The organism is Polaribacter sp. M10, from assembly GCF_054968445.1.
Genome location: NZ_JBSSBG010000009.1, coordinates 115727 through 141135, shown reverse-complemented (window position 1 = coordinate 141135; position 25409 = coordinate 115727). Strand labels below are relative to the sequence as shown.

Below are 25409 nucleotides of genomic sequence, written 5' to 3'. Positions count from 1 at the left end.
CATTTTTTGTACGCATACAAAACAAACAAACACTTTGTGTAAATGACGATGCTACTTTTGATGTTATTGTAAATCCTTTACCCGATTTTATGGTGACCTCTCCTCAAATTTTATGTTTAAACGATTTGCCTTTAAACATTGCTGTAGAGAGCCCAAGAGATGTGTACACTTATGTTTGGAAAGACGAAAATGGAAACACTTTAAACACAACTTCTGTTGATAATATTGATGTAACCACTGCTGGCAAATACACAGTTACAGCTACAACAACCAATGGTACTTTTTGCGAAAGAGTAGAAACTATTGAAGTAAATGCATCAAATATTGCCACTTTAGAGAGTAGTTTTATCACCATAATTGATGAATCTAACAATATTGGTAGCGAAGATAATTTATCCATTTCTATTGATCTTATCAATAACGATTTAGGTCCTGGAGATTATCAATTTGCCATTATCAATACCACTGAAAATAATGAAAGAATTCCGATGATTGGTTTTCAGGATGAACCACTTTTCGAAAATTTAGAGGGTGGAATTTACACCATTATTGTAAATGATAAAAATGGTTGCTCACCAGACACAACTTTAGAGGTTTCTGTAATTCAGTTTCCAAAATATTTTACCCCAAATGGTGATGGAAATAACGATACTTGGGTGGTAAAAGGAGCCAATAAAACGTTTTATCCGAATGCAAGTATCAATATTTTTAATAGATATGGTAAATTAGTGGCTCAAGAACCTATAGACAGCCAAGGTTGGGATGGAATGTATCAAGGCAAACTACTCCCTTCTGATGATTACTGGTATAATATTACGCTAATTCCTGCAGATACTAATAAACACACCATCAACAAAAAAGGAAATTTCTCACTCTTAAGAAAATAGAAAGCCAAAATTTTTGTTAACAAAAGCCACTATTATTTCTTAATTTAGCATAAACTTAAGAAATCGATTTAGATGGATATCAACTTCAATAAAAACGAAGATTATAACAAACTTTTAGTTTCTGATTTAAAAAGACGGTTTGCCAAAGTAAAATTAGGTGGTGGACAAAAAAGAATAGACAAACATCATCAAAAAGGAAAAATGACAGCTCGTGAAAGAGTTGATTATCTTTTAGATACTAATGCAAAATCAATTGAAATAGCAGCTTTTGCAGGTGATGATATGTATGCAGAACATGGTGGCTGTCCTTCTGGAGGTGTAGTTGTAAAAATGGGGTACATTAAAGGCAAACAATGTATTGTTGTGGCTAATGATGCAACTGTAAAAGCGGGTGCTTGGTTTCCAATAACAGGAAAAAAGAATTTGCGTGCACAAGAAATAGCCATTGAAAATAAAATTCCGATAATTTATTTGGTAGATTCTGCAGGTGTTTATTTGCCAATGCAAGATGAAATTTTTCCAGACAAAGAACACTTTGGTCGTATTTTTAGAAACAATGCTATAATGAGTAGTATGGGTATTACCCAAATTTCTGCAGTTATGGGTAGCTGTGTTGCTGGTGGAGCTTATTTACCAATTATGAGCGATGAAGCTTTAATTGTAGACAAAACTGCAAGTATCTTTTTGGCAGGTAGTTATTTAGTAAAAGCTGCAATTGGTGAAAGCATTGATAACGAAACTTTAGGAGGCGCAACAACACATTGCGAAATTTCTGGAGTTACAGATTACAAAGCTAAAGATGATAAAGATGCTTTAGATAAAATAAAGTTTATTGTTGATAAAATTGGTGATTATGATAAAGCTGGTTTTAGTAAAACAGAAGCTTTTCCGCCAAAAGAAAATGAAGACGATATTTTCGGAATTTTACCAAAAGAAAGAAATGCGCAATATGATATGTTAGAAATCATAAAACGCTTGGTAGATAATTCTGAGTTTGAACAATACAAAGAAGGTTATGGAAAAACTATTATAACTGGTTATGCAAGAATTGATGGTTGGGCTGTTGGTATTGTTGCCAATCAACGAAAATTAGTAAAAACTAAAAAAGGAGAAATGCAATTTGGTGGAGTTATTTATAACGATTCTGCAGATAAAGCAACACGATTTATTGCCAATTGCAATCAGAAAAAAATACCTTTAGTTTTTTTACAAGATGTTACTGGTTTTATGGTGGGTTCTAAATCAGAACATGGAGGCATAATAAAAGACGGTGCAAAAATGGTAAATGCAGTGAGTAATTCTGTAGTTCCAAAATTCACGATAGTTATTGGTAATTCTTATGGAGCAGGTAATTACGTAATGTGTGGTAAAGCTTACGACCCAAGATTAATTGTAGCTTGGCCAAGTGCAGAACTGGCTGTAATGAGTGGTAATTCTGCTGCAAAAGTGTTATTGCAAATAGAAACAGCTTCCTTAAAAAAACGTGGAGAAGAAATTACTCCAGAAAAAGAAGCTGAATTATTTGATAAAATAAAATCGCGCTACGACAAACAGATTTCACCTTATTATGCAGCAGCAAGAATTTGGACAGATGCAGTAATAAATCCTTTAGAAACAAGAACTTGGATTTCTATGGGTATAGAAGCTGCTAATCATGCACCTATTGAAAAGCAATTTAACATGGGGGTGTTACAGGTTTAATAAAAAATTGGGATTATTTTTTATCTGTATTTAATGACTATTATCATAAATAACACTTCGTATAACTATTATTTTTGTAACCTAACAAATTATCATAAACATGAGTAAAGCTATTTATATTGCTACTATAGAATCTGATAGTGGTAAATCTTTAATTTCTTTAGGTCTTTTAAGAATGATGTTAACCAAATCTTCTAAAGTTGGTTATTTTAGACCTATTATTAACGAAGTAAAAGACAGTAAGTATGATGACCATACCAATACTGCTATTAATTTTTTTAATTTAGATATCGATTATGATGACTGCTATGCGTACAAACAAAGTGAAGTTGTAGAGTTATTAAGTGAAGGAAAATCTGATGATGTAATTCACAATGTCATCAAAAAATATAAAAAATTAGAAGCAAAATACGATTATGTATTAGTAGAAGGTACAGATTTTTCTGGTGAGGGTGGTTTTACTGAGTTAGATGTTAATTTAATGATTGCCAAAAACTTAAATGTACCAGCTTTAATCGTTGGTGCTGGTAATGGCAAAAAGAAGAAAGATTTTATCAACACAATGCAGTTAACCTACAAATCTTTTATCAATAAAGAAGTAGATGTAATTGGTATTGTAGCTAATAAAATTGAAAAAGACGAAGTAGAATACATCTGCAAAGAACTAAAAAATAGCTTCCCAAAAAATCTACAAATAGACATTATTCCTAAAGTAGATTTCTTAGCATTTCCAACTGTAAAAGAAGTAGTTCAGGCTTTAAATGGACGTGTTTTATTTGGCGAACAATTTTTAGACAATGCTATTGGTAGCTATAGTACAGGGGCCATGCAATTGCGTAATTATTTAACTCGTATTAAAGAAAATGCTTTAGTAGTAACTCCTGGAGATAGAGCAGATATTATTTTGGGTGCGTTGCAAGCAAATGCTTCTAGTAATTATCCAAAAATTGCGGGTATAATCTTAACGGGTACATTAACGCCAGAAGAATCTATACTTAAATTAATAGAAGGTGTACAATCTACGGTACCAATTATTTTAGCTGATGGAGGTACATTTAAAATCACCAATAAAATTGGTTCAGTAAAATCTAAAATTTATGCAACTCACGAAAAAAAGATTTTATTGTCTTTAGATACTTTCGATAAATATGTGAATGCAGAAGGAATAACAAATAAATTAACATCACATAAATCAGACAAGTTAACACCAAGTATGTTTCAATATAATTTATTGCAAAAAGCAAGAATTAAAAAGAAACACATTGTTTTGCCAGAAGGAGATGATGAAAGAATTATTAGAGCTGCTGCACGTTTACAACTATTAGATATTGTAGATTTAACCTTATTAGGTGATAAAAACACAATACAACTAAAATGCGATCAAATAGGATTACAAATCGATTTAGACAATATTAATATTCTAAATCCAGAAAATTCTATTCATAATGATGATTTTGCAAAAACTTTATACGAAGCTCGTAAACATAAAGGAATGACAGAAACAACTGCCAACGATTTAACCAGAGATGTTTCTTATTACGGAACCTTAATGATTATGAATGGTTTAGCAGATGGTATGGTTTCTGGAGCTGTGCATACCACAATGCACACTATAAAACCTTCTTTACAACTGATAAAAACAAAACCTGGTGTTTCTGTAGTTTCATCAGTATTTTTTATGTGTTTATCAGATAGAGTTTCTGTAATGGGAGATTGTGCTGTAAATCCAAATCCGAATGCAGAACAATTGGCAGAAATTGCAATATCTTCTGCACAATCTGCTGAAGCTTTTGGTATAGAAGCTAAAGTAGCTATGTTGTCTTATTCATCAGGTAGTTCTGGAAAAGGAGAAGAAGTAGAAAAAGTAAGAAAAGCAACAGAAATAGTAAAAGAAAAAAATCCTAATTTAAAAATTGAAGGACCAATTCAATACGATGCTGCTGTAGACATGTCTGTTGCAAAAACTAAAATGCCAAATTCTAAAGTTGCTGGGCAAGCATCTGTATTAATTTTCCCAGATTTAAATACAGGAAACAACACTTATAAAGCCATACAAAGAGAAACGGGTGCCTTAGCAATTGGCCCAATGCTACAAGGTTTAAACAAACCTGTAAATGATTTAAGTAGAGGCTGTACAGTAGACGATATTTTTAATACAGTATTATTAACCGCAATTCAAGCAGAACAAAAATAGTTATGAAAATTTTAGTTTTAAACGCAGGATCATCATCATTAAAATACCAATTGATAGAAATGCCTGAAGAAACTGTAAAGTGTGTAGGTATTGTAGAAAGAATTGGTATGCAAGATGCCATTTTTACTCACGAAAAAGGAAATGAAGAATTTACAGAAACCTTACCAATTTTAAATCATGAAATTGGTTTACAAAAAGTAGCCAAAGCTTTATTAGATAAAAATGTTGGTGTTATTAATTCTGTTGATGAAATTGAGGCTGTTGGTCATAGAGTAGTTCATGGTGGAGATAAATTTAGCGAAACTGTAGTAGTAGATCAAGAAGTGAAAGATAACATCAGAGATATTTTCGATTTAGCACCTTTACACAATCCTGCTAATTTAACAGGAATAGAAATTGCTGAAACTATTTTTACTGCTGCCAAACAAATTGTAATTTTCGATACTGCTTTTCATCAAACTATGCCTAGAAAAGCATATCAATATGCCATTGCCAATTCTTATTTAAATGAGCATAAAATAAGAGCTTATGGTTTTCACGGAACGAGTCATAAATACGTTTCTGAAAAAGCAATTGAATATTTAGGTGATCAAAATTCTAAAAATATACTTACCATTCATTTGGGTAATGGTTGTAGTATGGCTGCTGTAAAAGAAGGCAAATGTATAGATACTTCTATGGGCTTCTCTCCTACAAATGGCTTAATTATGGGAACTAGGTCTGGAGATATAGATCATTCAGTAGTTTTCTTTTTGATGAAAAAACTAAACAAATCTGCAGATGAAGTAAATAATTTGTTACAGAAAGAATCTGGTATGAAAGGTTTAACGGGTTTTTCTGATTTAAGAGAAATTTCTGAAAAAGCAGCAAACGGAAATGAAGATTGCCAAAATGCTTTAAACTTAGCTGCTTACAGAATTAAAAAATACATTGGTTCTTTTGCTACAATTCTTAACGGACTAGATGCAATTGTTTTTACAGCTGGTATTGGAGAAAACTCGGCTTTAATGAGAAAATTAGCTTGCGAAAATTTAGATTTTTTAGGCATTAATTTAGATGATGATAAAAATAGCATCCGTTCTAAAGAAATAAGAGAAATACAAACGGACGAGTCTAAAGTTAAGGTTTTAATTATACCAACTAACGAAGAAATTGAGATTGCGAAACAATCTTATCATTTAATTAAGTAAAAAATAAAGGTATTTCTGAAGACAATAGTTTTCAGAAATACCTTTTTATTTGGGGAACCAATTATTTTTTTATAATTCTTTTTGTAGCAAAATTACCCTCTTCTGATTCTATTTTCATTAAATAAACACCAGAAACTAAAGGAGCTACATTAATTTTGTTTTCGGTAGTGCTTAGCACTTTTTTACCAAGAACATTATACAATTCTATTTTCTTAATTGTAAAATTATGATCTTTTATAGTTAATAAAGAAGTTGCAGGGTTTGGATAAACTTCAAAATTTAACAGAACTGTTTCTTTGGTGTTTGCTGTGGCTTCTCCATAGTTATAAATTACCCTACTATTATCACTGTAACTACTACTAACTAACTTATTTTTATATGGAAAATTCCCTTCAAATAAATATTCTATTCCTGTTTTATCTTTAAAAGGATGAATAAAATCAGATAATAATTTTGTTGTATCATATACAAAAGTATCTTGGTAATTGGCTTCCCAAATACCATTATTTATCTCACTGTATGTTTCGCTCAGCTTATTATCATTACTATCATAAGTATAGTCAATTTTATAATCATTTACCCAACTAGTTCCATTATAGGTAGAAGTTATCGATTGTACTAACTTACCATTACTAAACGTATTATCCGTTTTATAATCCATAACCCAAGCAGAACCATTCCAAGCTTCTACAACAATATTGTACAACTGATTATCGCTATTATAATTTAATGTTGTTTTTTCACTATCATCACTATCTAATACAAAGTTAGATCCATCCCATAAGTAATAAATTCCTGTTGTAATTTGATTATCAGAATTGTAACTCAAAATTAGTTTAGAATCTACTACCCATTGATTATTTTCTAATTCATAATCTATAAACTCTATCAAATTATTTTGAGTGTTGTAACTATAAACTGTTTTAAATGAGTAAGAAATAGTATTTGTAGAAGTATCCCAATCTTCGTATACCTGTTCTATCATTTTATTGTTGGCATTATATGTATTTATTGTTTTACTAGATGTTACCCAAACATCAATAGATGGGTTCGATTTAAAAACATATTCTTCAGTTAATAAATTGCCATTAGCATCATAGGTATACAAAGTTTTATAATTGCTAGTCCAATTTGTACCATCAAAATACTCATCTGTTGCAGATGTTAATTTTATTTGCCCAATCAAGGCAAAAGAATAAAATGTAAGCAATAAAAATGTAATTTTTTTCATAGTGTTTAAGTTTTATATTATAATTCAAATTTAGAAAGCTTATTCTAAAATTTCATCACTACAATTAGGTATATTTTAAATATCAAACTTTAAAAATATTGCAAGACTAATAGCTAATTTTTACCTTTGTGTGCATTTAAAAAATCAATAGAAATGGGTAGAGCATTTGAGTTCAGGAAAGCAAGAAAAATGAAACGCTGGTCAGCAATGGCAAAAACTTTTACCAGAATTGGTAAAGACATTGTAATGGCAGTAAAAGAAGGTGGTCCTAACCCAGATTCAAATTCACGTTTAAGAGCAGTTATACAAAATGCAAAGGCAGCAAATATGCCTAAAGACAATGTTGCACGCGCTATAAAAAAGGCTACAGACAAAGATACTGCCAACTATAAAGAAGTTTTGTTTGAAGGTTATGCACCACATGGAGTTGCTATTCTTTTAGAAACTGCAACAGATAATAACAATAGAACAGTAGCAAATGTTAGAGCTGCTTTTAACAAATGCAATGGTAGTCTTGGAACTTCTGGCTCAGTTGTATTTATGTTCGACCATACTTGTAACTTTACCATAAAGAAAGAAGACATTACTATTGATATGGAAGAGTTAGAATTAGAATTAATCGATTTTGAGGTAGAAGAAGTTTTTGATGATGAAGAAGGCATTATTGTTTATGCTCCTTTTGAGCAATTTGGATCTTTACAATCTTACTTTGAAGATAATAATATAGAAATTCTATCTTCAGGCTTTGAAAGAATACCAACTACAACTGTTAAATTAAATGATGAACAAAAAGCAGATGTAGAAAAACTATTAGAAAAATTAGAAGAAGATGATGATGTAAATTCAGTTTATCATTCTATGGAAGAATAACTAGCATTCATCCTTTTAGTATAAAAAGCAAAAGTCGTGATTTTTAAAAATCACGACTTTTTTAATTTAATGTAAAATATCCCCCAATATTCAATACATTAATAATTATTATTAATACTACAAATATAGTATAGTATTTTAAAAATGTTAAAATTTTAGCACAACTAAGCTACTACATAAGTCTATTTATAACTATAAAACTACTATATTTACGCTTTACAGCTTATTTTTCCAAAAAAAATGAAAAATCTTAACAAAATAGAATATTTTAGTGTACTTGTCATTTTTCTAAATATTTCTTCAATTTTATCTCAAGATATTTTAATAAAAAATGAAGAAAATTGGCATTATTACGATCAAGATTACTTAAATAATGATTGGTATAAAGATTTAGATTTCTCTGATTGGAAATCTGGCATCTCTCCAATTGGTTATGGAGATAAAAAAAATATCACTACAATTTATACAGAAGTAGTTAGAGAAGATAGAAAAATAACAAAATATTTTGCGAAGAAAATTTTTATAAAGAACCTTCATTTAGCTTACGAATTTAAATTATTAAGAGACGATGGAGCTGTTGTTTATATAAATGGTAAAGAATTATTTAGAGATAATATGCCGAACTCTACAATAAGCAACAAAACTTTTGCCATTAGTACAGTTAAAGGAAAAGAGGAGCATAAATATTTCCAACATTTTTTTGATCAAAATGTGTTTAAGGAAGGCGAAAATACCATTGCCATTTCTGTACATCAATCTTATGTAACCTCTAGTGATTGTATTTTTAGTTTAGAATTAATTGGCCATAACAATTCAGATGTATTGTCTTTTGTAGTAGAAAATAAGAATAAAACAAACCAAGAATTAGCCAATAAACTTGAACTTTTAAATTTAAAATTCGAAAATGAAAAAATATTAAACAAAAAAGAAAGTTTAGAAAATGTAAAATTAAGCCTACAAATCTTAGTATTTATCTTATTTATGTTGCTTTTTGGAGTTTTAGTAGGCGTTTATTTTATTATCCAGAATAATAAAAAAAGAATTGCAGAAATGAAAGCGAGTATAGTTTCTTTAAACTCTAAAAACTTAGAAAAAGAGAAAGAAATGATTTCATTATCTACCAATTTATTGCATCATAAACAATATTTTAAAGAGATTAAAGCTGATGTAAAAGGGATAAAAACTGATGATAAATCTTTAATAAAAAGCATTAATAATCAAATTGATTACATTTTAGAAAATGATGAAGACTGGCAAGTTTTAAAACAACATTTTAATGCGGTACACGAAAACTTTTTTGATAAACTTTTAGCAAAACATCCTGCTCTTTCAGAAACTGAATTAAGGCATTGCATGTTTATTAAGTTGCATTTACAAACCAAAGAAATTGCAAGAATTTTATCTATAGATCCAAGATCTGTTCAAACTGCCAGATATAGAATAAAAAAGAAAATGGATTTACACGAAGATGTAGATTTAAGAGAATATTTATTAAAAATATAAACACTTTTCTATAATATAAAAAAATCCCAAACTTAAAAGTTGGGATTTTTTTTATGAGTAATTTTAAATCTTAAAATCTGTTATCTCCATCTAAAATATCTCCTATTCCTCCTAAAATAGAACCTTCTCCTCTACTACCATTTCCAGTTTTGGGTGCCATAGAAAGCACTCTACCTGCTAATCTACTAAATGGTAAAGACTGAATATAAACAGTACCTGGCCCTGTTAAATTTGCAAAAAACAAACCTTCACCTCCAAAAACGGTGTTTTTAATTCCGCCTACAAATTCAATATCATAATTTACACTTTGGGTAAAACCAACTATACAACCCGTATCTACTTTTAAAACTTCGCCAGGTTGTAAAACTTTTTTAGCCATTGTACCTCCTGCATGAATAAATCCTAAACCATCACCTTCCATTTTTTGCATGATAAAACCTTCGCCACCAAATAAACCTCTTCCTAATTTTTTAGAAAACTCGATTCCTATAGAAACCCCTTTTGCAGCACATAAAAAAGCATCTTTTTGACAGATAAATTTACCACCAAACTCATTCAAATCTATAGGAATTATTTTTCCTGGATAAGGAGATGCAAACGAAATTTGCTTTTTACCAACACCATCATTTGTAAAAACAGTCATAAATAAACTTTCGCCAGTTAAAATTCGTTTTCCTGCAGAAAATATTTTTCCTAAAATTCCTGTATCTTGATTAGAACCATCACCTAAAATAGTATTCATTTTAATATGATTATCCATCATCATAAATGTACCCGCTTCTGCAACTACACCTTCTTGTGGATCAAGTTCTATTTCTACAAATTGCATTTCTTCTCCGAAAATTTTATAATCTATTTCGTGAGCGTTTAAATTGTTATTTCTGTTTGATGGGTTGTTTGGTAGTCTATCTTGGAACATATTATTTAAGTTTACTTATTAGATTGATAAATGAAACTTTTGTTACAAAAATTATAATCATTTCTCAAATTTAAGAAATTTTGCTTCTATAAAAAGCTTTTCTGTATTTCTATAAAAGAAGAAAAGTAGTGTAATTAAAGCTAAGTAGAGAGATTTAGTTTTCATATTAGTGTTTTTTTTTTAAAATTACAACTATTAACAAACTTTATACCACTCTAATAGTATAATTTGCATTAATTTAAAATTAAAATATGCTTCAATTATCGATTAAAAATTACATTAAATTAAACTAAAATTTTCAATTTTAAAGTTTTATTAACTTACAACTTTTAACAAAAGAATTATTTTTGATCCAAAATTAAACAATCAATATGAAATATTTAACCCCAGAAATTGAAGCCCTATCTAAAGAATTCGAAATTACAAAGTCTTTAGCCAGACCTAATGTGTCTTGTGGAATTTTTCAAGATTTAGATTATACAGAACAAAGACCACAATTATACAATCTTAATAAAAAGAAATAATCTTATAAAAATGGAGTAAAGCCCATTAGTTTTTAACTTTTATACTCCAATGAAATCGAAATTTCGAAACTTCTACTCCATCAGAGTTAAAACCTGTTGCAGTTAAAATAATCATTTGTCCTTCTCCAGTTTTTATAGATTTTTGAATTGCTTCTTTAATCTCATTTCCACCTGAACAAATAAATGTAATTCTACCAGTAGCTTTTTTATAAAAATCTGCTTCTTGGTGCGTAACCAACATCGAAACTTTTCTTTTAGAATCGTAAATGGCTTTCATTACTAAAATACCTGTTGGCATTTCTGCAGCCATACCTTGTGCAGCCCAAAACATACTTTTAAATGGATTTTGATTCATCCATCTATGTTTTATAGTAACCACCACTTCAGAATCTGTAATTAACTTTACTCTTACACCTCCAAAATAGGCTAAAGGCAGCTTTATTAGGTTAAAAAAATTGACTTTGGCTGGTGTAAACTTCATCGATTAATTGTTAAAATTGATTTTAATAATATTTTTAATTTTTTGTAAAAATTAAAATGCAAGATAGCTAAATTATATTAAAATACAGTAATAACAGCAGGTTTCAGTCTTTTTACTTGTTTTAATTCCAAATTTCATTTGTTAAAATAATGTTAATTATAGTACTATGTATTGCATAATACCTTTTTTAAGATATATATTTGCATAAGAAAGTATTATATATTTTAGAAAATGAAAAAAAATAACGATAACACCAACGCCTTTTTAATACATATTTCTGCATTTGCAGGTTTTATGTTTCCTTTTGGCAATATTATAACTCCTTTAATTGCATGGCAAACTCTAAAAGACAGAAGTTTATTTTTAGATGAACAAGGTAAAGAAGCTGTAAATTTTAATATTAGTTATACACTTTATGTATTTCTAATTTCTATATTATTTATTCCTTTTGCTTTTAGCTCTATTTTTAATGGTCATCGTCGTCATTTTAATTGGAACAACATCAACCTAAATTTTGATTTCGATTCGCACAACCTATTTGGTTTTTTAGGCTTTGGTTCTGTGGCTGGTTTGGTTTACATTATTGGTATTGCACTGGTAATTATAGCATCGATTAAAGCTAGAGAAGGCGAAAATTACAAATACCCATTAACCATTAAATTTATTAAATAATGATAACTATTTAATGATAAGAAATAAAACAATAATAATTAACAAAAAACACTCTTCGACGTTTTATTATGATGATAAGATTTGGAATGAGTACATAAATCACAATATATGAAGATTGAAAACACAAAAGCGCAAATGCGAAAAGGTGTTTTAGAGTTCTGTATTTTATCCATCCTAAAAAATGGTGATGCTTATACTTCTGAAATACTTTCTACGCTAAAAAGTGCAGAAATGATTGTGGTTGAAGGAACTATCTATCCACTACTAACTCGTTTAAAAAACGCAGGGTTATTAACTTATAGATGGGAAGAATCAACTTCTGGACCACCAAGAAAATATTACGTTTTAACCGAAAACGGAGGCATGTTTTTAAAAGAATTAAGCAAAACATGGAATAATTTAGTAAACGCAGTACACCAAGTAACTAGTAAAAAATCGACTACAAATGAATAAGACCATAAATATAAATTTAGGCGGATTTTTCTTCCACATAGATGAAATTGCCTATCAGAAATTACGAAGATATCTAGAATCGATTTCTAGATCTTTAAGTGATGATCCTCAAGGAAAAAACGAAATAATTGCAGATATAGAAGCAAGAATTAGCGAGCTTTTATCAGAAAAAATTATGGATGTAAGACAGGTTGTAAATGAAGGTGATATCGATGATATTATTAAAATAATGGGCCAACCAGAAGATTATGCAGATGCAGAAGAATCTTACAGCGATTCTAGTTATTCTTACAAAAGAAATAGCGCTTCTGGTAAAAAATTATTTAGAGATGGTGATGACAAATTTCTTGGAGGTGTTGCTTCTGGAATTGCACATTATTTTGATATAGATACCATTTGGATTCGTTTAGGTTTATTAGCCTTATTCTTTGGTGCTGGTTTTGGTGTATTACTTTACATAATTCTTTGGATTTTATTACCTGAAGCAAAAACTACTTCAGAAAAATTACAAATGGAAGGAGAACCTGTAAATATCGATAATATTGAAAAAAAGATTCGTGAAGAATTTAACAATGTATCAGATAAAGTAAGTGTGGTAGCCAAAGAAGCATCAGAAAAAATAAAAGATGGTGCTAATGAGTTTTCTGATAAAATGAGTAAAACTTTTTCGGGAAAGACAAAAAAAAATAACGGAGCAAGTGATTTTTTAGATACCATTGGTAAAATTATTTTAGCCATTTTTAGGGTTATTGGTAAGTTTATAGGTATTATTATAATTTTTATTTCTGCTGCTGTTATTTTATCTCTAATCATTGGAGGGTTTTCTGTAGGAAGTTTAGAATGGTTAAATGTAGATGCTCATTTACAATATCCACCATTTTTTTACGGTTCAGTTTTACCAACTTGGCTGTTAACATTATGTTGTTTTTTATTGATTGGTATTCCGTTTTTACTATTATTTATTCTAGGTTTAAGAATTTTATCTAGCAATGTAAAAAAGTTAAACAAACCAACCTCTTTAACGCTTTCCGGAATTTGGATTGTATGTTTATTAGTCATCATTTTTACGGGTATAGAATTTGGAACATCGCATTCTATTTACGGACAATCATCAGAAAAAAAGAGTTTAAATATTGTAGAGAATGATACTTTAAACCTAAAGATTATTAATGATGATGAAATTTTTTACAGACATAATTTAAGATCGAATACGTATAGAGAAGAAGTTTTTATCGATAATCAAAAAATGGTTTACAGTAACCATGTAAATATTGATGTTAAAAAAAGTAATTCTGATGAAAGCTATATCATCATCCTAAAAAAATCTAAAGGAAAAAACAAAGGCAATGCTAGTAATAATGCAAAAAGAATAAGCTACAATTATAAAATTGAAGACAACACAATAATTTTTGATGCATACTATTTATCTTCTTTTAAAAATATTTGGAAGGATGAAGAAATAGAAATTACAGTTTTTGTACCAGAAAATGTTACCATTTATTTCGATAATTCTGTAAAAAACTTTTTAGAGAATGTTAAGAATGAAGGTGATATTAGAGACAAAGACATGGCAAATCATCATTTTAAAATGACTAATAAAACTTTAAAATGTACAGATTGTGATGATTTATTTAAAGAACAAGAAGATGACATGGATGAAGAAAATGAATCTGAATTAGAAGTAACTTTTTAAAAACAATTCAGCCTAAAAAAACAACAACTGAGTAACCTTTGTTTCTTTTTAAGCGTCTAATAAATGACCTTTACAACATAAAATAAAACAAATACCATGAAAACATCTACCAAAACACTATTATCAATCTTATTTTTAGCTACATTTTTAACTTCTTGTAATGTTAATATGTTTAACAGAATTAACGGAAACAGAAATGTAATTACTGAAGACAGAAACTTAAAAGAAGATTTTACTAAAATAAAAGTAAGCACAGGCTTAGATTTATATCTTTCTCAAGGAAAATCAACAGAAATTACTGTAGAAGCAGATGAAAATTTACAAGACATCATTATTACAGAAATTAATGATGGGGTTTTAAAAATTTATTCAGAAAAAAATATCTGGAAAGCAAAAGCAAGAAAAGTATATGTTACTGTAGAAACTTTAGAAGGGGTTACTGCTACAAGTGGTTCTGATGTATATACTAAAGAAACTTTAAAAGTAAACAACATTTCTGTTAGCGCAACAAGTGGTGCAGATATTAGAATGGCTTTAGATGCAAATTCAGTTTCAAGTAGTGCAACAAGTGGTTCTGATATAGAAATATCTGGTGTTACAAACCAACATTCTGCAAGCGCTACAAGTGGTGCTTCTATAGATGCTTACGATTTGCAAAGTAAAAATGTAACTGCAAAGGTTACAAGTGGTGCAGATATTAATGTTTATGCATCAGAAAGTATAGATGCTAAAGCTACAAGTGGAGGAGATATTGACTTTAAAGGAAGCCCAAAACAAGTGAATAAAAAATCTTCTTCTGGTGGAAGTATTTCTGCCAAATAATTACAAAATTATCAATCAACCAAAGATTTCTTGAGGCTGGAAACAGCCTTGAGATTTCAACAAAAACTAGCTATGAACTCATTTATAGACTCTTTTAAAGAAGCTTTTATTATAAAAATATTTATTGCTATACTCCTATTTTTGCATAGCTTTTTTACTGCTGCTCAAGTACAAGAAATACCTGAATATAAAATAACAAATACTAAATTATACAATGATATTGTAAAAATGGATAGTATTTATTTTACAGCTTATAATAACTGCGATATAAAAACTCAGGCTGCTATTTATCATGATAATATCGAGTTTTATCATGATAAAGGCGGTTTATTATCAGACAAAAATCAACTTTTAAAATCTATAGAAGATAATATCTGTAATAAAGTAAACAGAACTTTAATTAAAGGCAGCGTAGAAGTGTACCCAATACATAATTATGGTGCAATTGAAATTGGTTATCATAAATTTTACAATAAAGAAGAACCAAATGCAAAATCGGTTCCCAGTAAATTTATTGTTACTTGGAAAAAAGAACATGAAAAATGGACAATTACCAAAGTAATTAGTCTTCATTAAAATATTTAAAAAACTGACATTAGAATAGCTAACTCTAATAACAGTACTAATACTTGGTTTTATTAGTTTACTTGGTAAGTCGTCGTTTTTAAAAAAACGGCGCTTACTTTTTTTATATTATTTGTAATTTGTTTGAATAGAAATAGTATTGAAATTAAAATGTAATTAAAAGGTTATAATCTGATGGAATTTGTAAAACTTTAAGACCATTTACACCTATTTATAATTTTAAAAAACGAAATTACCAGCCACAAAATAGTAAATTAACCAGAAAATTAGATTACAAAAAAAAATCCAGCCAAAAGCTAGATTTTTTAATATCTTAAAAGAAAAACACTTCTTATTGATTACCTAAAATTATTGGCATTCCAGATTTTCCAGAACCAATAACAATTACTTTACTATTTGGCGATTCTGATAATTTTATAGTAGCTTCAATTCCTTTTTCTTGTAAAATTTTATCGGTTAGAGATGCACTTAAAATTTTGTTTGCAGTTGCTTTACCTTCTGCATCAATCTTTTGCCTTTCAGCCTCTTTTTTAGCTTTTGCTAAACGAAACTCATATTCTAAAGACTCTTGTTCTTGTTTTAATTTGGTTTCAATTGCAGTTCTAATTGTAGTGGGTAGTTTTACATCTTCTACTAAAACTCTTTTTACTGATAAGTATTGATCTTTTAATAGAATTTGAACTTCATCTAAAATTTCTTGTTCAATAACATCTCTTTTACTAGAATACAATTGCTCTGGTGTATATCTACCTACAACACTTCTGGCAGCTGCATTAATTGCAGGATCTAACAATTCGCGCTCATAATCTTCTCCTTTAGTTTTAATTAATTTTCCTAAATTTTCAAATTCTGGTTCGTACCAAATTGTACCATTTACTTTTACTTCTAATCCGTTTACAGAAAGTACATTCATTTCATCTGAAATAGATTGCTGACGTACTTTTCTTACAATCATCTTGTTCCATGGTAAAACAATATGAAAACCTTCTCCATAAGATTTTTCTGTGTTAATACCTTTCCCTAAAGTTTCAAAAATTACACCACCTTCTCCAGGACCAATGGTTACTGTAGATTTTGAGAATAATATGATTGCAGCTACTGCAATTATAATTAGGAATATTCCACCTTTTGGGAAGTTTAATTCCATCTGATTATTTGCCATTTTAATATTTTTTAAATTTTATCAAATTTACAATTTCTATTGGTGAAACCCAATGGATATGAATTTTATATTTTTCCGAAGTATTTTCTAAGAAACCATTCTGCAGTAAATAGGGCAATCACAAAGAATAAAATCCATTGCCAATCAATTAAATTTACTTGTTTTTTAGTTGATTTTTGAACCGTATAAAAAGCCTCATTCTCTAACAACTCTTGGGTAATTTTATCGAATTGATTTTTGTAATACAGCTTTCCTCCACTTTTATTTGCTAGTTTTTGAAGTTTTAGATGATTTGCATTGGTAAATTGCTCTTCAATATTATAATCGGTAATTTTAAATCGACCAGATTTACGAATATTCTGCCCTAAAACAGTTACAGTATAGGTATAATCTCCAGTATTTAAATTTTCTATTTCTGTTTGAAAAGCATTATTTACTAAAGAAAAAGGAACTTTAGTTACTACTTTTGTTGCTGTATTGGTAATGCTAATTTCTAAACTAGCCCTTGGGTCGAATTGATAATTTTTATCGGTATAAAAAGCAGAAATATGAATGGTGGTATTTGCAGCATACAAAGATGCTGCTTCTACTTCTAAACGATTTCTTTTTTTGTTTGATGATAAATACTGAATGATATTCCCAATAAATTTATCAAAATCTCTAAAAGAATTAGACATTAAAAAACTGTTTGCTCTCCACCTCCAAATACCTTCACCTAACAAAATTCCACCTTTTTGATTGTTTACATCAAACACAGTAAAAAGAGGTTGCTCAGTTTCTAATCCATTTATATTTTGGTATAATAATGTTTGGTGTTCTTTGGTAAAACTGACTTCTCCAAATTTATCTTTTAAAGGCGGATAATTATTAAAACCTATGTCTTCTTGTAAAAAAGTTAGAAAATTAGCATTGTAAACTGCTGCATAATTTTCAGTTTGATTGATTGCATTTTTTCGAAAACCTAAATCTTTTTGGTTGATGAAATTCCAATCTGTTTCTGCACCAGAAATCAATAGATAGTTTTGGTTGTTTTCTTTAATTTTATCAATAATTTTATTAAACTTATTGTTTAACTGAAAAAATATAACTAACTGATATTCTTGGATATTATTTTTAAAATTATCAATATGATAAATTTCTACAGAGCGTTGTTTATTACTTTCTATTGATTTTTTAAAAGCTCCTAAATCTGGATGTAAAACCGAAGTTAATAACAAGACTTTTGTTTGCTCATCAATAACTTCTACAGAAAAACTTTTGGTATTATTTTTAATATTTTTCTCATTTTCTATTTTAGAAATAGATGCAGTATAATATTGCAAACCTTCTTCTGTTGATGTTAAATTTGCTACAACTGTTGCCGATTTTTTTGAGGCTGAAAAACGAACATTTTTTCTAAAAACAGTTTTTCCTTTGCTAGAAATTGAAAATTGTGTGGTTACATTTTCATTCCCTTCGTAATTTAAAATAACTTCTACAGGAAATTTATTTTTAATATAACTGTATTTATTTACGTTTAATTGACTGATTTTAACATCAACATATGTTGTAGTATCACCAATTACAATTGGATAAATTAATTGATCTGTATTTATAAATTCGTAATCTTGACCCACAGTTTGGTTTCCATCAGAAATTAAAACAATAGGAGAAATCTTATTTTTTTGCAACTCATTAATACCCAAAATAGCTTTAGAAATATTGGTTTGTTTTTTGGTAAAATCTAAACCATCTAAAACTTTTACATCATTTGCAAAAGAAAATTTTTGAACATCAAATTTTTGTTGGATTTGAGAATTATTTTCTAATTCTTTAATAAAGTTGGCTACATTTTTATCTTCTTTAAAAAAAGAAACAGAATTAGAGTTATCTATTAATAATGATAAAATTGGTTTAATATTGGTGGTTTCTGTCTTTTCTATTTTTGGATTTATCAATAATAAAATTAACAAAAACAAACCTAATCCTTTTAAAACAAATAGAATAACTGCAATTTTTAGTTTATTTTTTACTTTCAAATAATATTGAAAGTACGCCATTGCAAAGCTAAATAACAAGGCTAAAATGAGGTATAAAATTAAAGTTGACTGCAATAGTTTGTTTTTATGGGAAAGATATGAGAACTATTTGAAAAAGAAAAAACCTACAACGTTAAATATTGTAGGTAATTCTTAAAACTCAAATTTACTTAGGGATAAATTTGAGTGTACTTTTAGGAGTACTATGGTTTTATTTTTAGGGTGGTATTTTAAAGGATTTAATTAAGAGTAATGAATTTAACTTGTTTTTATGTAATGATATTTTACATTTTGTTTCATATAACTCTGTAATATTCCCATATTTTTTAATTCGTCTAAAACATTGTAAACTCCAAGTATTAAAGAAAAATTATTACTTCTTTTTAAAATTTGGAAGCTTGTTAAATGCTCGTTTTTTAATTCGTTAATTACTTCTAATTGTCTTGTTGTAAATTCTTGAGTTTTCATAGTGTTTGTTGTTTTACAGTGTAAAGATACTATGCATTTGAGCCCTAAATTTAAATTTTAGATAAGTAATCTTTTAAGTTAGATGATTGGCGTTTTAATATAGACGAATAAAAAAACACCTGTTTTCACAGGTGTTAAGTATTTATCAACTAATTATTTAGAACAAAAATTAGTCTATATTTTTAACATTTATAATTCATAAACGTATTTTAATTTAAATTTTAGGTTAACATACCTCCATCTACAGATAAAGTTTGCCCAGTAATGTAAGCACTCATATCAGATGCTAAAAACACACAAGCATTCGCAATATCTTCTGGCTTACCTCCTCTTTTTAAAGGAATTGAATCTCGCCAACCTTGCACCACTTTTTCATCTAGTTTGTCTGTCATTTCAGTTTCAATAAAACCAGGAGCAATAACATTACTTCTAACATTTCTAGAGCCCAACTCTAAAGCTACTGATTTAGAAAAACCAACAATACCAGCTTTAGATGCTGCATAATTTGTTTGCCCAGCATTACCTTTTAAACCAACTACAGAACTCATATTTATAATAGAACCTGCTCTTTGTTTCATCATTGGTCTAATAACTGCCTTAGTTAGGTTAAAAACAGATTTTAAATTAACTTCGATTACTTTATCAAAATCTTCTTCAGAAATACGCATTAACAAATTGTCTTTGGTAATACCTGCATTGTTTACTAAAATATCTATTGCACCAAATTCTTTTTGCACTTCTTTAGCCAATTCTTGAGCAGCATTAAAATCAGCAGCATTAGATTGATACCCTTTTGCAGAAACACCAAAAGCTTTTAATTCTTCTTCTAAGGCTTTTGCAGCATCTACAGAAGAGCTATACGTAAAAGCTACATTTGCACCTTGTTTTGCAAATTCAATAGCAATTCCTCTACCTATTCCTCTGGTTGCACCAGTTATTATTGCTGATTTATTTTCTAGTAATTTCATATAGTTTAGTTGTTTTTAAGACATCAAATATACTAAAATAAAAAAACTCGTAAAGTAAATTTTACCTTACGAGTTTTATCTTTTTGGAAGTATTTCTATTAAGATTTTACCTTTTTTTCATCAACATAGTTAAATAAATAATCTACTTCCAATTCTTTTATTTTTCCTAGTTTTTGTAAAGATTTTACGTCTAAATCTTTTTTATTACCAATAACCATAACATTGTAAGATTCGCCTTTAATATTTTTATCAAAAAATGCTTTTAAATCTTCCATTGTCATGTTTTTAATGGTATTGTACATTTCTTCTCGGTTATCATTATCAATTCCTAATTTTTGTAATCTTTCATAAGACCAAAAAATATTTGATTTTGTAATTCTTTGAGCTGCTAATTTTTTTAAGGTTGATTCTTTTGCTGCTTGAAATTGTTTATCAGCCTCTGGCATATCATTCATTAACTCCATCATAGCATCTACAGCCTGTTCTAATTTATTAGCCTGTGTACCCACATAAGCCATAACATAATTAGGTGAATCTTTTTTTGATGCTCCTTGATAAGATGCAAATGCAGAATATGCCAACGATTTAGATTCTCTAATTTCTTGAAACACAATAGATGACAATCCGCTACCAAAATAGGTATTAAATAATGTTGATGCAGCCATATTTTCTGGCGTAAAAGGATCACCTTTTGCTAAGAATAACATTTCTGTTTGCACCATATCATAATCTGTAAAGAAAACATTACCACCAGTTTCGGTTTCTTTGTATTCTTTTGCAACAGGATATTCTTTTAATTCGCCGTAAATCTTATGCTCATTATTTAAAGCTGTTACTGCATTATCAACGTCTTTACCATAATAAAAAACACGTTGTTTGTAGTTTTTCATGTCTTTAATTAAAGCAACTAATTCTTCTGGGTTTATGGCTTTTAACTCATCAATCTGCATAAGATCTCTTAAGGGAGAATCTTCACCATATTTACCAAAATTCATTAATCCATTCCAAAGAATATTTCCTTTTTGGGTTTTTCCATCTTGGCGCTCTTTGTAAATTTTTTCAACATATTTATTGTATGCATCTTCATCAGCTTTGGCATTGTCCCATAAATGCTCTAACAATTCTAATCCTTTTGGTAAATTTTCTTTTAATCCGTTTAAACCTACATAGGTTTTATCTCTTCCTGTACTTACATAATAAGAAATTCCTAATTTGTAAAATTCCTTTTTTAATTCTTCGTTGGTATATTTATCTGTACCTATATACTCTAAATAACCTGCTGCTAAGGATAATTTTTTATCATTATCACTTCCCATATCAAAAATGATGTTCATATCAAACAAATCATTCTTTTCGTTTAAAACATAAGATACTTTAATATCATTTTCTGTTTTAGTTTCTTTAATTGCCGTTTTATAATCTACAAATTGAGGTTTTAATTCCTCAGATTCCATTTTATTAAAAGCTAAAATATACTCTGAACTTTTGTCTCTATTTAAGTTTACTGGTGTTATTCCTGGGTTTTCGACTTTTACAATATTTTTATCTTCACCTTTTCTTTTATAGGTAACTACATAATTATCTTGATAAAAAGTATTTGCAAATGCGACTAACTCTTCTTTAGTTACTTTCTTTAAATCGTCTAAAAACTTTACTCTATCTGCCCAGTTTTGTTGATAAATAAATGCTTCCACATATTTATCTGCTAAAGCTGAATTATTTTCATATTGACGAGTTTCACTTAATTTTAAGTCGTTAACAACTGCAGCAATCATCCATTCATCAAACTCACCATTCTTTAATTTTGTAACTTGTTCTAATAACAAATCTTTTACCTCATCTAAAGATTGACCTGATTTTGGTGATCCTGTAAACGTATGATATCCATAATCATTTAAAAAAGTAGGTGAACAAGATGCGTACTGTACAACTTGTTTTTGATTTAAATTTAAGTCGATTAACCCCGCATTTCCATTTGCCATGATCATATCAACTAAAGTCACCATTTTTTCATCAGTTGTATTTACACCTCCAGATCTGTAAGCAATAGAAATATTTTCTGATGTTGGTCCGAAAACCTCGTTTACAATGGGTTGTGTAATTGGTTCTTCTTTTGGTAAAGTTGGATGCGTTAACTCTTTCTTTTCGAACTTTCCAAAAGTTTCTTTTATTTTTGATATTGTTTTATCGAAATCTAAATCACCAACTAAAACAATAGCCATATTATTGGGTACATAATATTTATCGAAATAATTATGAATATCAACCATTGAAGGATTTTTTAAATGCTGACCTGTACCAATTGTTGTTTGTTGACCATAAGGATGATTTGGAAATAAACCATCTAACATGGCTGCATAACGTTTTCTAAAGTCGTTGTCTTGTCCTCTATTAAACTCTTCAAAAACCGCTTCTAATTCCGTATGAAATAATCGTAACACTAACGTGCTAAAACGTTCAGATTCTAATGTAATCCATTTGTTAAATTCATTAGCAGGAATTTTATTAGTATACACAGTTTGCTCAAACCAAGTATAAGCATTTGTGCCAGTTGCTCCTAAAGAAGCTGTCATTTTATCATATTCATTAGCAATAGAATAGTTAGAAGCTTCTAAAGAAACTTTATCTATTTCTTGATAAATGGCTTTCTTTTTCTCTGGATCTTCTTCTGTTCTGTGTTGCTCATACAAATCAGAAATTTTTTCTAAATACACTTTCTCTTTTTCCCAATCAGCAGTACCAACTCTGTGAGTGCCTTTAAACACCATATGCTCTAAATAGTGAGCTAAACCTGTAGATTCTTTTGGATCGTAATTAGAACCAGCTCTTACAGCAATATAAGTTTGAATTTTGGGTTCGTCTTCATTTTTACTGAGGTACACTTTTAAACCATTGTCTAAGGTATATAATCGTAAACCTGTAGGATCATTTTCTACAGTTTCGTAGGTTATACCATTGGTGTCTTTTTGCGAAGTTACTTCGTAGCTTTTTTCTTTATTAGTATTACAGCTTATTGCTGAAACTAAAAACATACTCAAAGCAAATACTTTAATCTGTTTCATAATATTTAATTTGGTTGAATAAAAAAATCCGTTGAATTTACAAATTCAACGGATTTTAATAAGATTTATTATAAAACTTTAACAGTTATTTAAAGAAATGGAGATTACTTTAATACTTTCGCAACCATTTCTCCAATTTTAGCTGGTGAACTTACAACGTGTACACCATTTGCAGCTAAGATTTCCATTTTTGCTTGTGCAGTATCATCAGCACCACCAACAATAGCTCCTGCATGCCCCATTGTTCTTCCAGCAGGTGCAGTTTGTCCAGCAATAAAACCAACAACTGGTTTTCTATTACCATCAGCTTTAATCCATTGTGCAGCTTCAGCTTCTAAATTACCACCAATTTCACCAATCATTACAATTGCTTCAGTTTCATCATCATTCATTAACATTTCTACAGCTTCTTTAGTTGTAGTTCCAATAATTGGATCTCCACCAATACCAATAGCAGTTGTAATTCCATATCCTTGTTTTACAACTTGGTCAGCAGCTTCGTAAGTTAAAGTACCAGATTTAGAAACGATACCTACTTTACCTTTTTTAAAGATAAAACCTGGCATAATACCAACTTTAGCTTCGTCTGGAGTAATAACTCCTGGGCAGTTTGGCCCAACTAATCTTGTATCTTTATCTGCAATGTAAGCTTTTACTTTTACCATATCTGCAGTAGGTATACCTTCTGTAATACAGATAATTACCTTAATACCTGCATCCGCAGATTCCATAATTGCATCAGCAGCAAATGCTGGTGGTACAAATATAATTGAAGTATCTGCTGCAACTTTTTCTACAGCTTCTGCAACTGTATTAAAAACAGGTTTACCCAAGTGTTCTTGACCACCTTTTCCTGGAGTTACACCTCCAACAACATTGGTTCCATAATCAATCATTTGACCCGCGTGAAAAGTTCCTTCACTACCAGTAAAACCTTGTACAATAATATTTGAATTCTTATTAACTAAAACACTCATTTGCTCTGATATTTATTTTGTGTTACAAAAATAGTTTATTGTTTACTTTTATAAAAAAGATATTTACTATTTATTTTCTTTTAGCAGTCTTTTTAAACCTGCTAACTGTTTTAATTTTTCTCTAGATTCTTCGATTGGCGTACCAAAATAAGATTTGCCTCCAGCAACAGATTTTGTAACTCCTGTTTGCCCAAGAATAACAGCTCCTTTACCAATTGTAATTCCGCTATTGGTACCAACTTGTCCCCAAATGGTAACCTCATCTTCTATAATTACACAACCTGCAATACCTGTTTGTGAAGCTATTAAACATTTTTTACCAATTACGGTATCATGCCCTACATGAACTTGGTTATCAATCTTAGTTCCTTGTTTTATGGTTGTATCACCTGTAACTCCTTTATCAATAGTACAAGAAGCACCTAAATCTACATTATCTTCTAGAACAACTCTTCCTCCAGAAATTAATTTATCAAAACCTGTTGGTCTGTTTTTGTAATAAAAAGCATCAGCCCCTAAAACTGTATTGGCGTGAATTGTACAATTGTCACCAATTATAGTATTATCGTAAATGGTTACATTGGGATATATGACACAGTTTTTACCAATAACTACATTATTACCAATAAAAACATTTGGCTGAATTATAGAATCTTCACCAATAATCGCAGTTTCTGCAATACTTACTTTGGATGCTATAAATGGATTAAAATGTTTTGTAATCTTGTTAAAATCATGAAAAGGATCCTCAGAAATTAATAAAGCTTTACCTTCTGGACATTCTACTTCTTTGTTGATTAAAATAGTTGTTGCTGCAGAATTTAAAGCTTTATCGTAATATTTAGGATGATCTACAAAAACGATATCTCCTTTTTCTACCACGTGAATTTCATTGATTCCTAGAATCTCAAAATTTTTATCACCAATAAAATCTACATCTAAAAGTGATGCAATTTCTTGTAAAGTTTGTGGAGTTTTGAATTTCATATTTGGCTATTAGCTTTTGGCAATTGACTATTAGCTAAAAGC

Annotated in this window: 22 protein-coding genes; 12 read left to right on the top strand and 10 right to left on the bottom strand. The window is 29.2% G+C overall.

The window, feature by feature from the left end; translation table 11 throughout:
* The 4 genes from ACWYN7_RS10305 to ACWYN7_RS10290 all read left to right on the top strand — a co-directional run.
* The coding region (locus ACWYN7_RS10305; RefSeq protein ID WP_462859850.1) for a T9SS type B sorting domain-containing protein at nucleotides 1-887 on the top strand (887 nt) is incomplete at its 5' end.
* 72 nt (nucleotides 888-959) lie between these two features.
* Nucleotides 960-2588 (top strand): acyl-CoA carboxylase subunit beta, encoded by a 1629-nt coding sequence (locus ACWYN7_RS10300; protein ID WP_462859849.1) that lies wholly within the window; start codon nucleotides 960-962, stop codon nucleotides 2586-2588.
* 100 nt (nucleotides 2589-2688) lie between these two features.
* Nucleotides 2689-4782: a phosphate acetyltransferase gene (gene pta / locus ACWYN7_RS10295; protein WP_462859848.1), complete on the top strand. Its 2094-nt coding sequence runs from the start codon at nucleotides 2689-2691 to the stop codon at nucleotides 4780-4782.
* Nucleotides 4783-4784: 2 nt separating this feature from the next.
* Complete coding sequence (locus tag ACWYN7_RS10290; protein ID WP_462859847.1) at nucleotides 4785-5972, top strand: acetate/propionate family kinase; 1188 nt, start codon at nucleotides 4785-4787, stop codon at nucleotides 5970-5972.
* A 61-nt stretch (nucleotides 5973-6033) separates the two neighbouring features.
* Here ACWYN7_RS10290 and ACWYN7_RS10285 read toward each other — a convergent pair whose 3' ends face one another.
* Complete coding sequence (locus tag ACWYN7_RS10285) at nucleotides 6034-7203, bottom strand: T9SS type A sorting domain-containing protein (protein ID WP_462859846.1); 1170 nt, start codon at nucleotides 7201-7203, stop codon at nucleotides 6034-6036.
* Nucleotides 7204-7356: 153 nt separating this feature from the next.
* On the opposite strand from ACWYN7_RS10285, the gene ACWYN7_RS10280 reads away from it, so the two are divergent.
* On the top strand, nucleotides 7357-8073 hold the full coding sequence (locus ACWYN7_RS10280) for a YebC/PmpR family DNA-binding transcriptional regulator (protein ID WP_462859845.1): 717 nt from the start codon (nucleotides 7357-7359) through the stop codon (nucleotides 8071-8073).
* Nucleotides 8074-8313: 240 nt separating this feature from the next.
* Entirely contained in the window at nucleotides 8314-9576 is a 1263-nt protein-coding gene (locus ACWYN7_RS10275) for a helix-turn-helix transcriptional regulator (protein WP_462859844.1), read from the top strand.
* Nucleotides 9577-9646: 70 nt separating this feature from the next.
* Here the strand turns inward: ACWYN7_RS10275 and ACWYN7_RS10270 are convergent, their stop codons facing one another.
* Nucleotides 9647-10495 carry a TIGR00266 family protein gene (locus ACWYN7_RS10270; RefSeq protein WP_462859843.1) on the bottom strand — a complete coding sequence of 283 codons (849 nt, stop codon included), beginning with the start codon at nucleotides 10493-10495 and terminating at the stop codon, nucleotides 9647-9649.
* 371 nt (nucleotides 10496-10866) lie between these two features.
* Between ACWYN7_RS10270 and ACWYN7_RS10265 the strand changes: the two genes are divergently transcribed.
* Complete coding sequence (locus ACWYN7_RS10265) at nucleotides 10867-11019, top strand: hypothetical protein (RefSeq protein ID WP_462859842.1); 153 nt, start codon at nucleotides 10867-10869, stop codon at nucleotides 11017-11019.
* Nucleotides 11020-11044: 25 nt separating this feature from the next.
* Here ACWYN7_RS10265 and ACWYN7_RS10260 read toward each other — a convergent pair whose 3' ends face one another.
* Nucleotides 11045-11500 (bottom strand): DUF4442 domain-containing protein, encoded by a 456-nt coding sequence (locus ACWYN7_RS10260; RefSeq protein ID WP_462859841.1) that lies wholly within the window; start codon nucleotides 11498-11500, stop codon nucleotides 11045-11047.
* Nucleotides 11501-11731: 231 nt separating this feature from the next.
* Here ACWYN7_RS10260 and ACWYN7_RS10255 point away from each other — a divergent pair, with 231 nt between their 5' ends.
* The 5 genes from ACWYN7_RS10255 (at nucleotide 11732) to ACWYN7_RS10235 (ending at nucleotide 15716) form a co-directional block, all read left to right on the top strand.
* Nucleotides 11732-12172: a DUF4870 domain-containing protein gene (locus ACWYN7_RS10255; RefSeq protein ID WP_462859840.1), complete on the top strand. Its 441-nt coding sequence runs from the start codon at nucleotides 11732-11734 to the stop codon at nucleotides 12170-12172.
* Nucleotides 12173-12280: 108 nt separating this feature from the next.
* Nucleotides 12281-12625 carry a PadR family transcriptional regulator gene (locus ACWYN7_RS10250; RefSeq protein WP_068358205.1) on the top strand — a complete coding sequence of 115 codons (345 nt, stop codon included), beginning with the start codon at nucleotides 12281-12283 and terminating at the stop codon, nucleotides 12623-12625.
* Nucleotides 12618-14318 (top strand): PspC domain-containing protein, encoded by a 1701-nt coding sequence (locus tag ACWYN7_RS10245; RefSeq protein WP_462859839.1) that lies wholly within the window; start codon nucleotides 12618-12620, stop codon nucleotides 14316-14318. The genes ACWYN7_RS10250 and ACWYN7_RS10245 overlap by 8 nt, the downstream gene beginning before the upstream one ends.
* A gap of 96 nt (nucleotides 14319-14414) precedes the next feature.
* Complete coding sequence (locus tag ACWYN7_RS10240; RefSeq protein ID WP_462859838.1) at nucleotides 14415-15140, top strand: head GIN domain-containing protein; 726 nt, start codon at nucleotides 14415-14417, stop codon at nucleotides 15138-15140.
* A gap of 72 nt (nucleotides 15141-15212) precedes the next feature.
* Nucleotides 15213-15716: a nuclear transport factor 2 family protein gene (locus tag ACWYN7_RS10235; protein ID WP_462859837.1), complete on the top strand. Its 504-nt coding sequence runs from the start codon at nucleotides 15213-15215 to the stop codon at nucleotides 15714-15716.
* Between the two features lie 340 nt (nucleotides 15717-16056).
* Here the strand turns inward: ACWYN7_RS10235 and ACWYN7_RS10230 are convergent, their stop codons facing one another.
* From ACWYN7_RS10230 to ACWYN7_RS10200, 7 genes are all read right to left on the bottom strand, one after another.
* The gene (locus ACWYN7_RS10230) at nucleotides 16057-16887 is read right to left on the bottom strand and encodes a prohibitin family protein (RefSeq protein WP_462859836.1); all 831 of its coding nucleotides are present in this window, start codon (nucleotides 16885-16887) and stop codon (nucleotides 16057-16059) included.
* 65 nt (nucleotides 16888-16952) lie between these two features.
* Nucleotides 16953-18926 (bottom strand): VWA domain-containing protein, encoded by a 1974-nt coding sequence (locus ACWYN7_RS10225; RefSeq protein WP_462859835.1) that lies wholly within the window; start codon nucleotides 18924-18926, stop codon nucleotides 16953-16955.
* 237 nt (nucleotides 18927-19163) lie between these two features.
* Nucleotides 19164-19373, bottom strand: a complete 210-nt coding sequence (locus ACWYN7_RS10220; RefSeq protein ID WP_462859834.1) for a hypothetical protein — start codon at nucleotides 19371-19373, stop codon at nucleotides 19164-19166.
* 221 nt (nucleotides 19374-19594) lie between these two features.
* Nucleotides 19595-20341, bottom strand: a complete 747-nt coding sequence (gene fabG, locus ACWYN7_RS10215) for a 3-oxoacyl-[acyl-carrier-protein] reductase (RefSeq protein ID WP_462859833.1) — start codon at nucleotides 20339-20341, stop codon at nucleotides 19595-19597.
* A gap of 98 nt (nucleotides 20342-20439) precedes the next feature.
* Nucleotides 20440-23403: a M16 family metallopeptidase gene (locus ACWYN7_RS10210; protein ID WP_462859832.1), complete on the bottom strand. Its 2964-nt coding sequence runs from the start codon at nucleotides 23401-23403 to the stop codon at nucleotides 20440-20442.
* Nucleotides 23404-23507: 104 nt separating this feature from the next.
* Complete coding sequence (sucD, locus tag ACWYN7_RS10205) at nucleotides 23508-24380, bottom strand: succinate--CoA ligase subunit alpha (protein WP_462859831.1); 873 nt, start codon at nucleotides 24378-24380, stop codon at nucleotides 23508-23510.
* A 66-nt stretch (nucleotides 24381-24446) separates the two neighbouring features.
* Nucleotides 24447-25367, bottom strand: coding sequence for a UDP-3-O-(3-hydroxymyristoyl)glucosamine N-acyltransferase (locus ACWYN7_RS10200; protein WP_462859830.1), 921 nt, complete (start codon nucleotides 25365-25367; stop codon nucleotides 24447-24449).
* Nucleotides 25368-25409 lie beyond the last annotated feature (42 nt).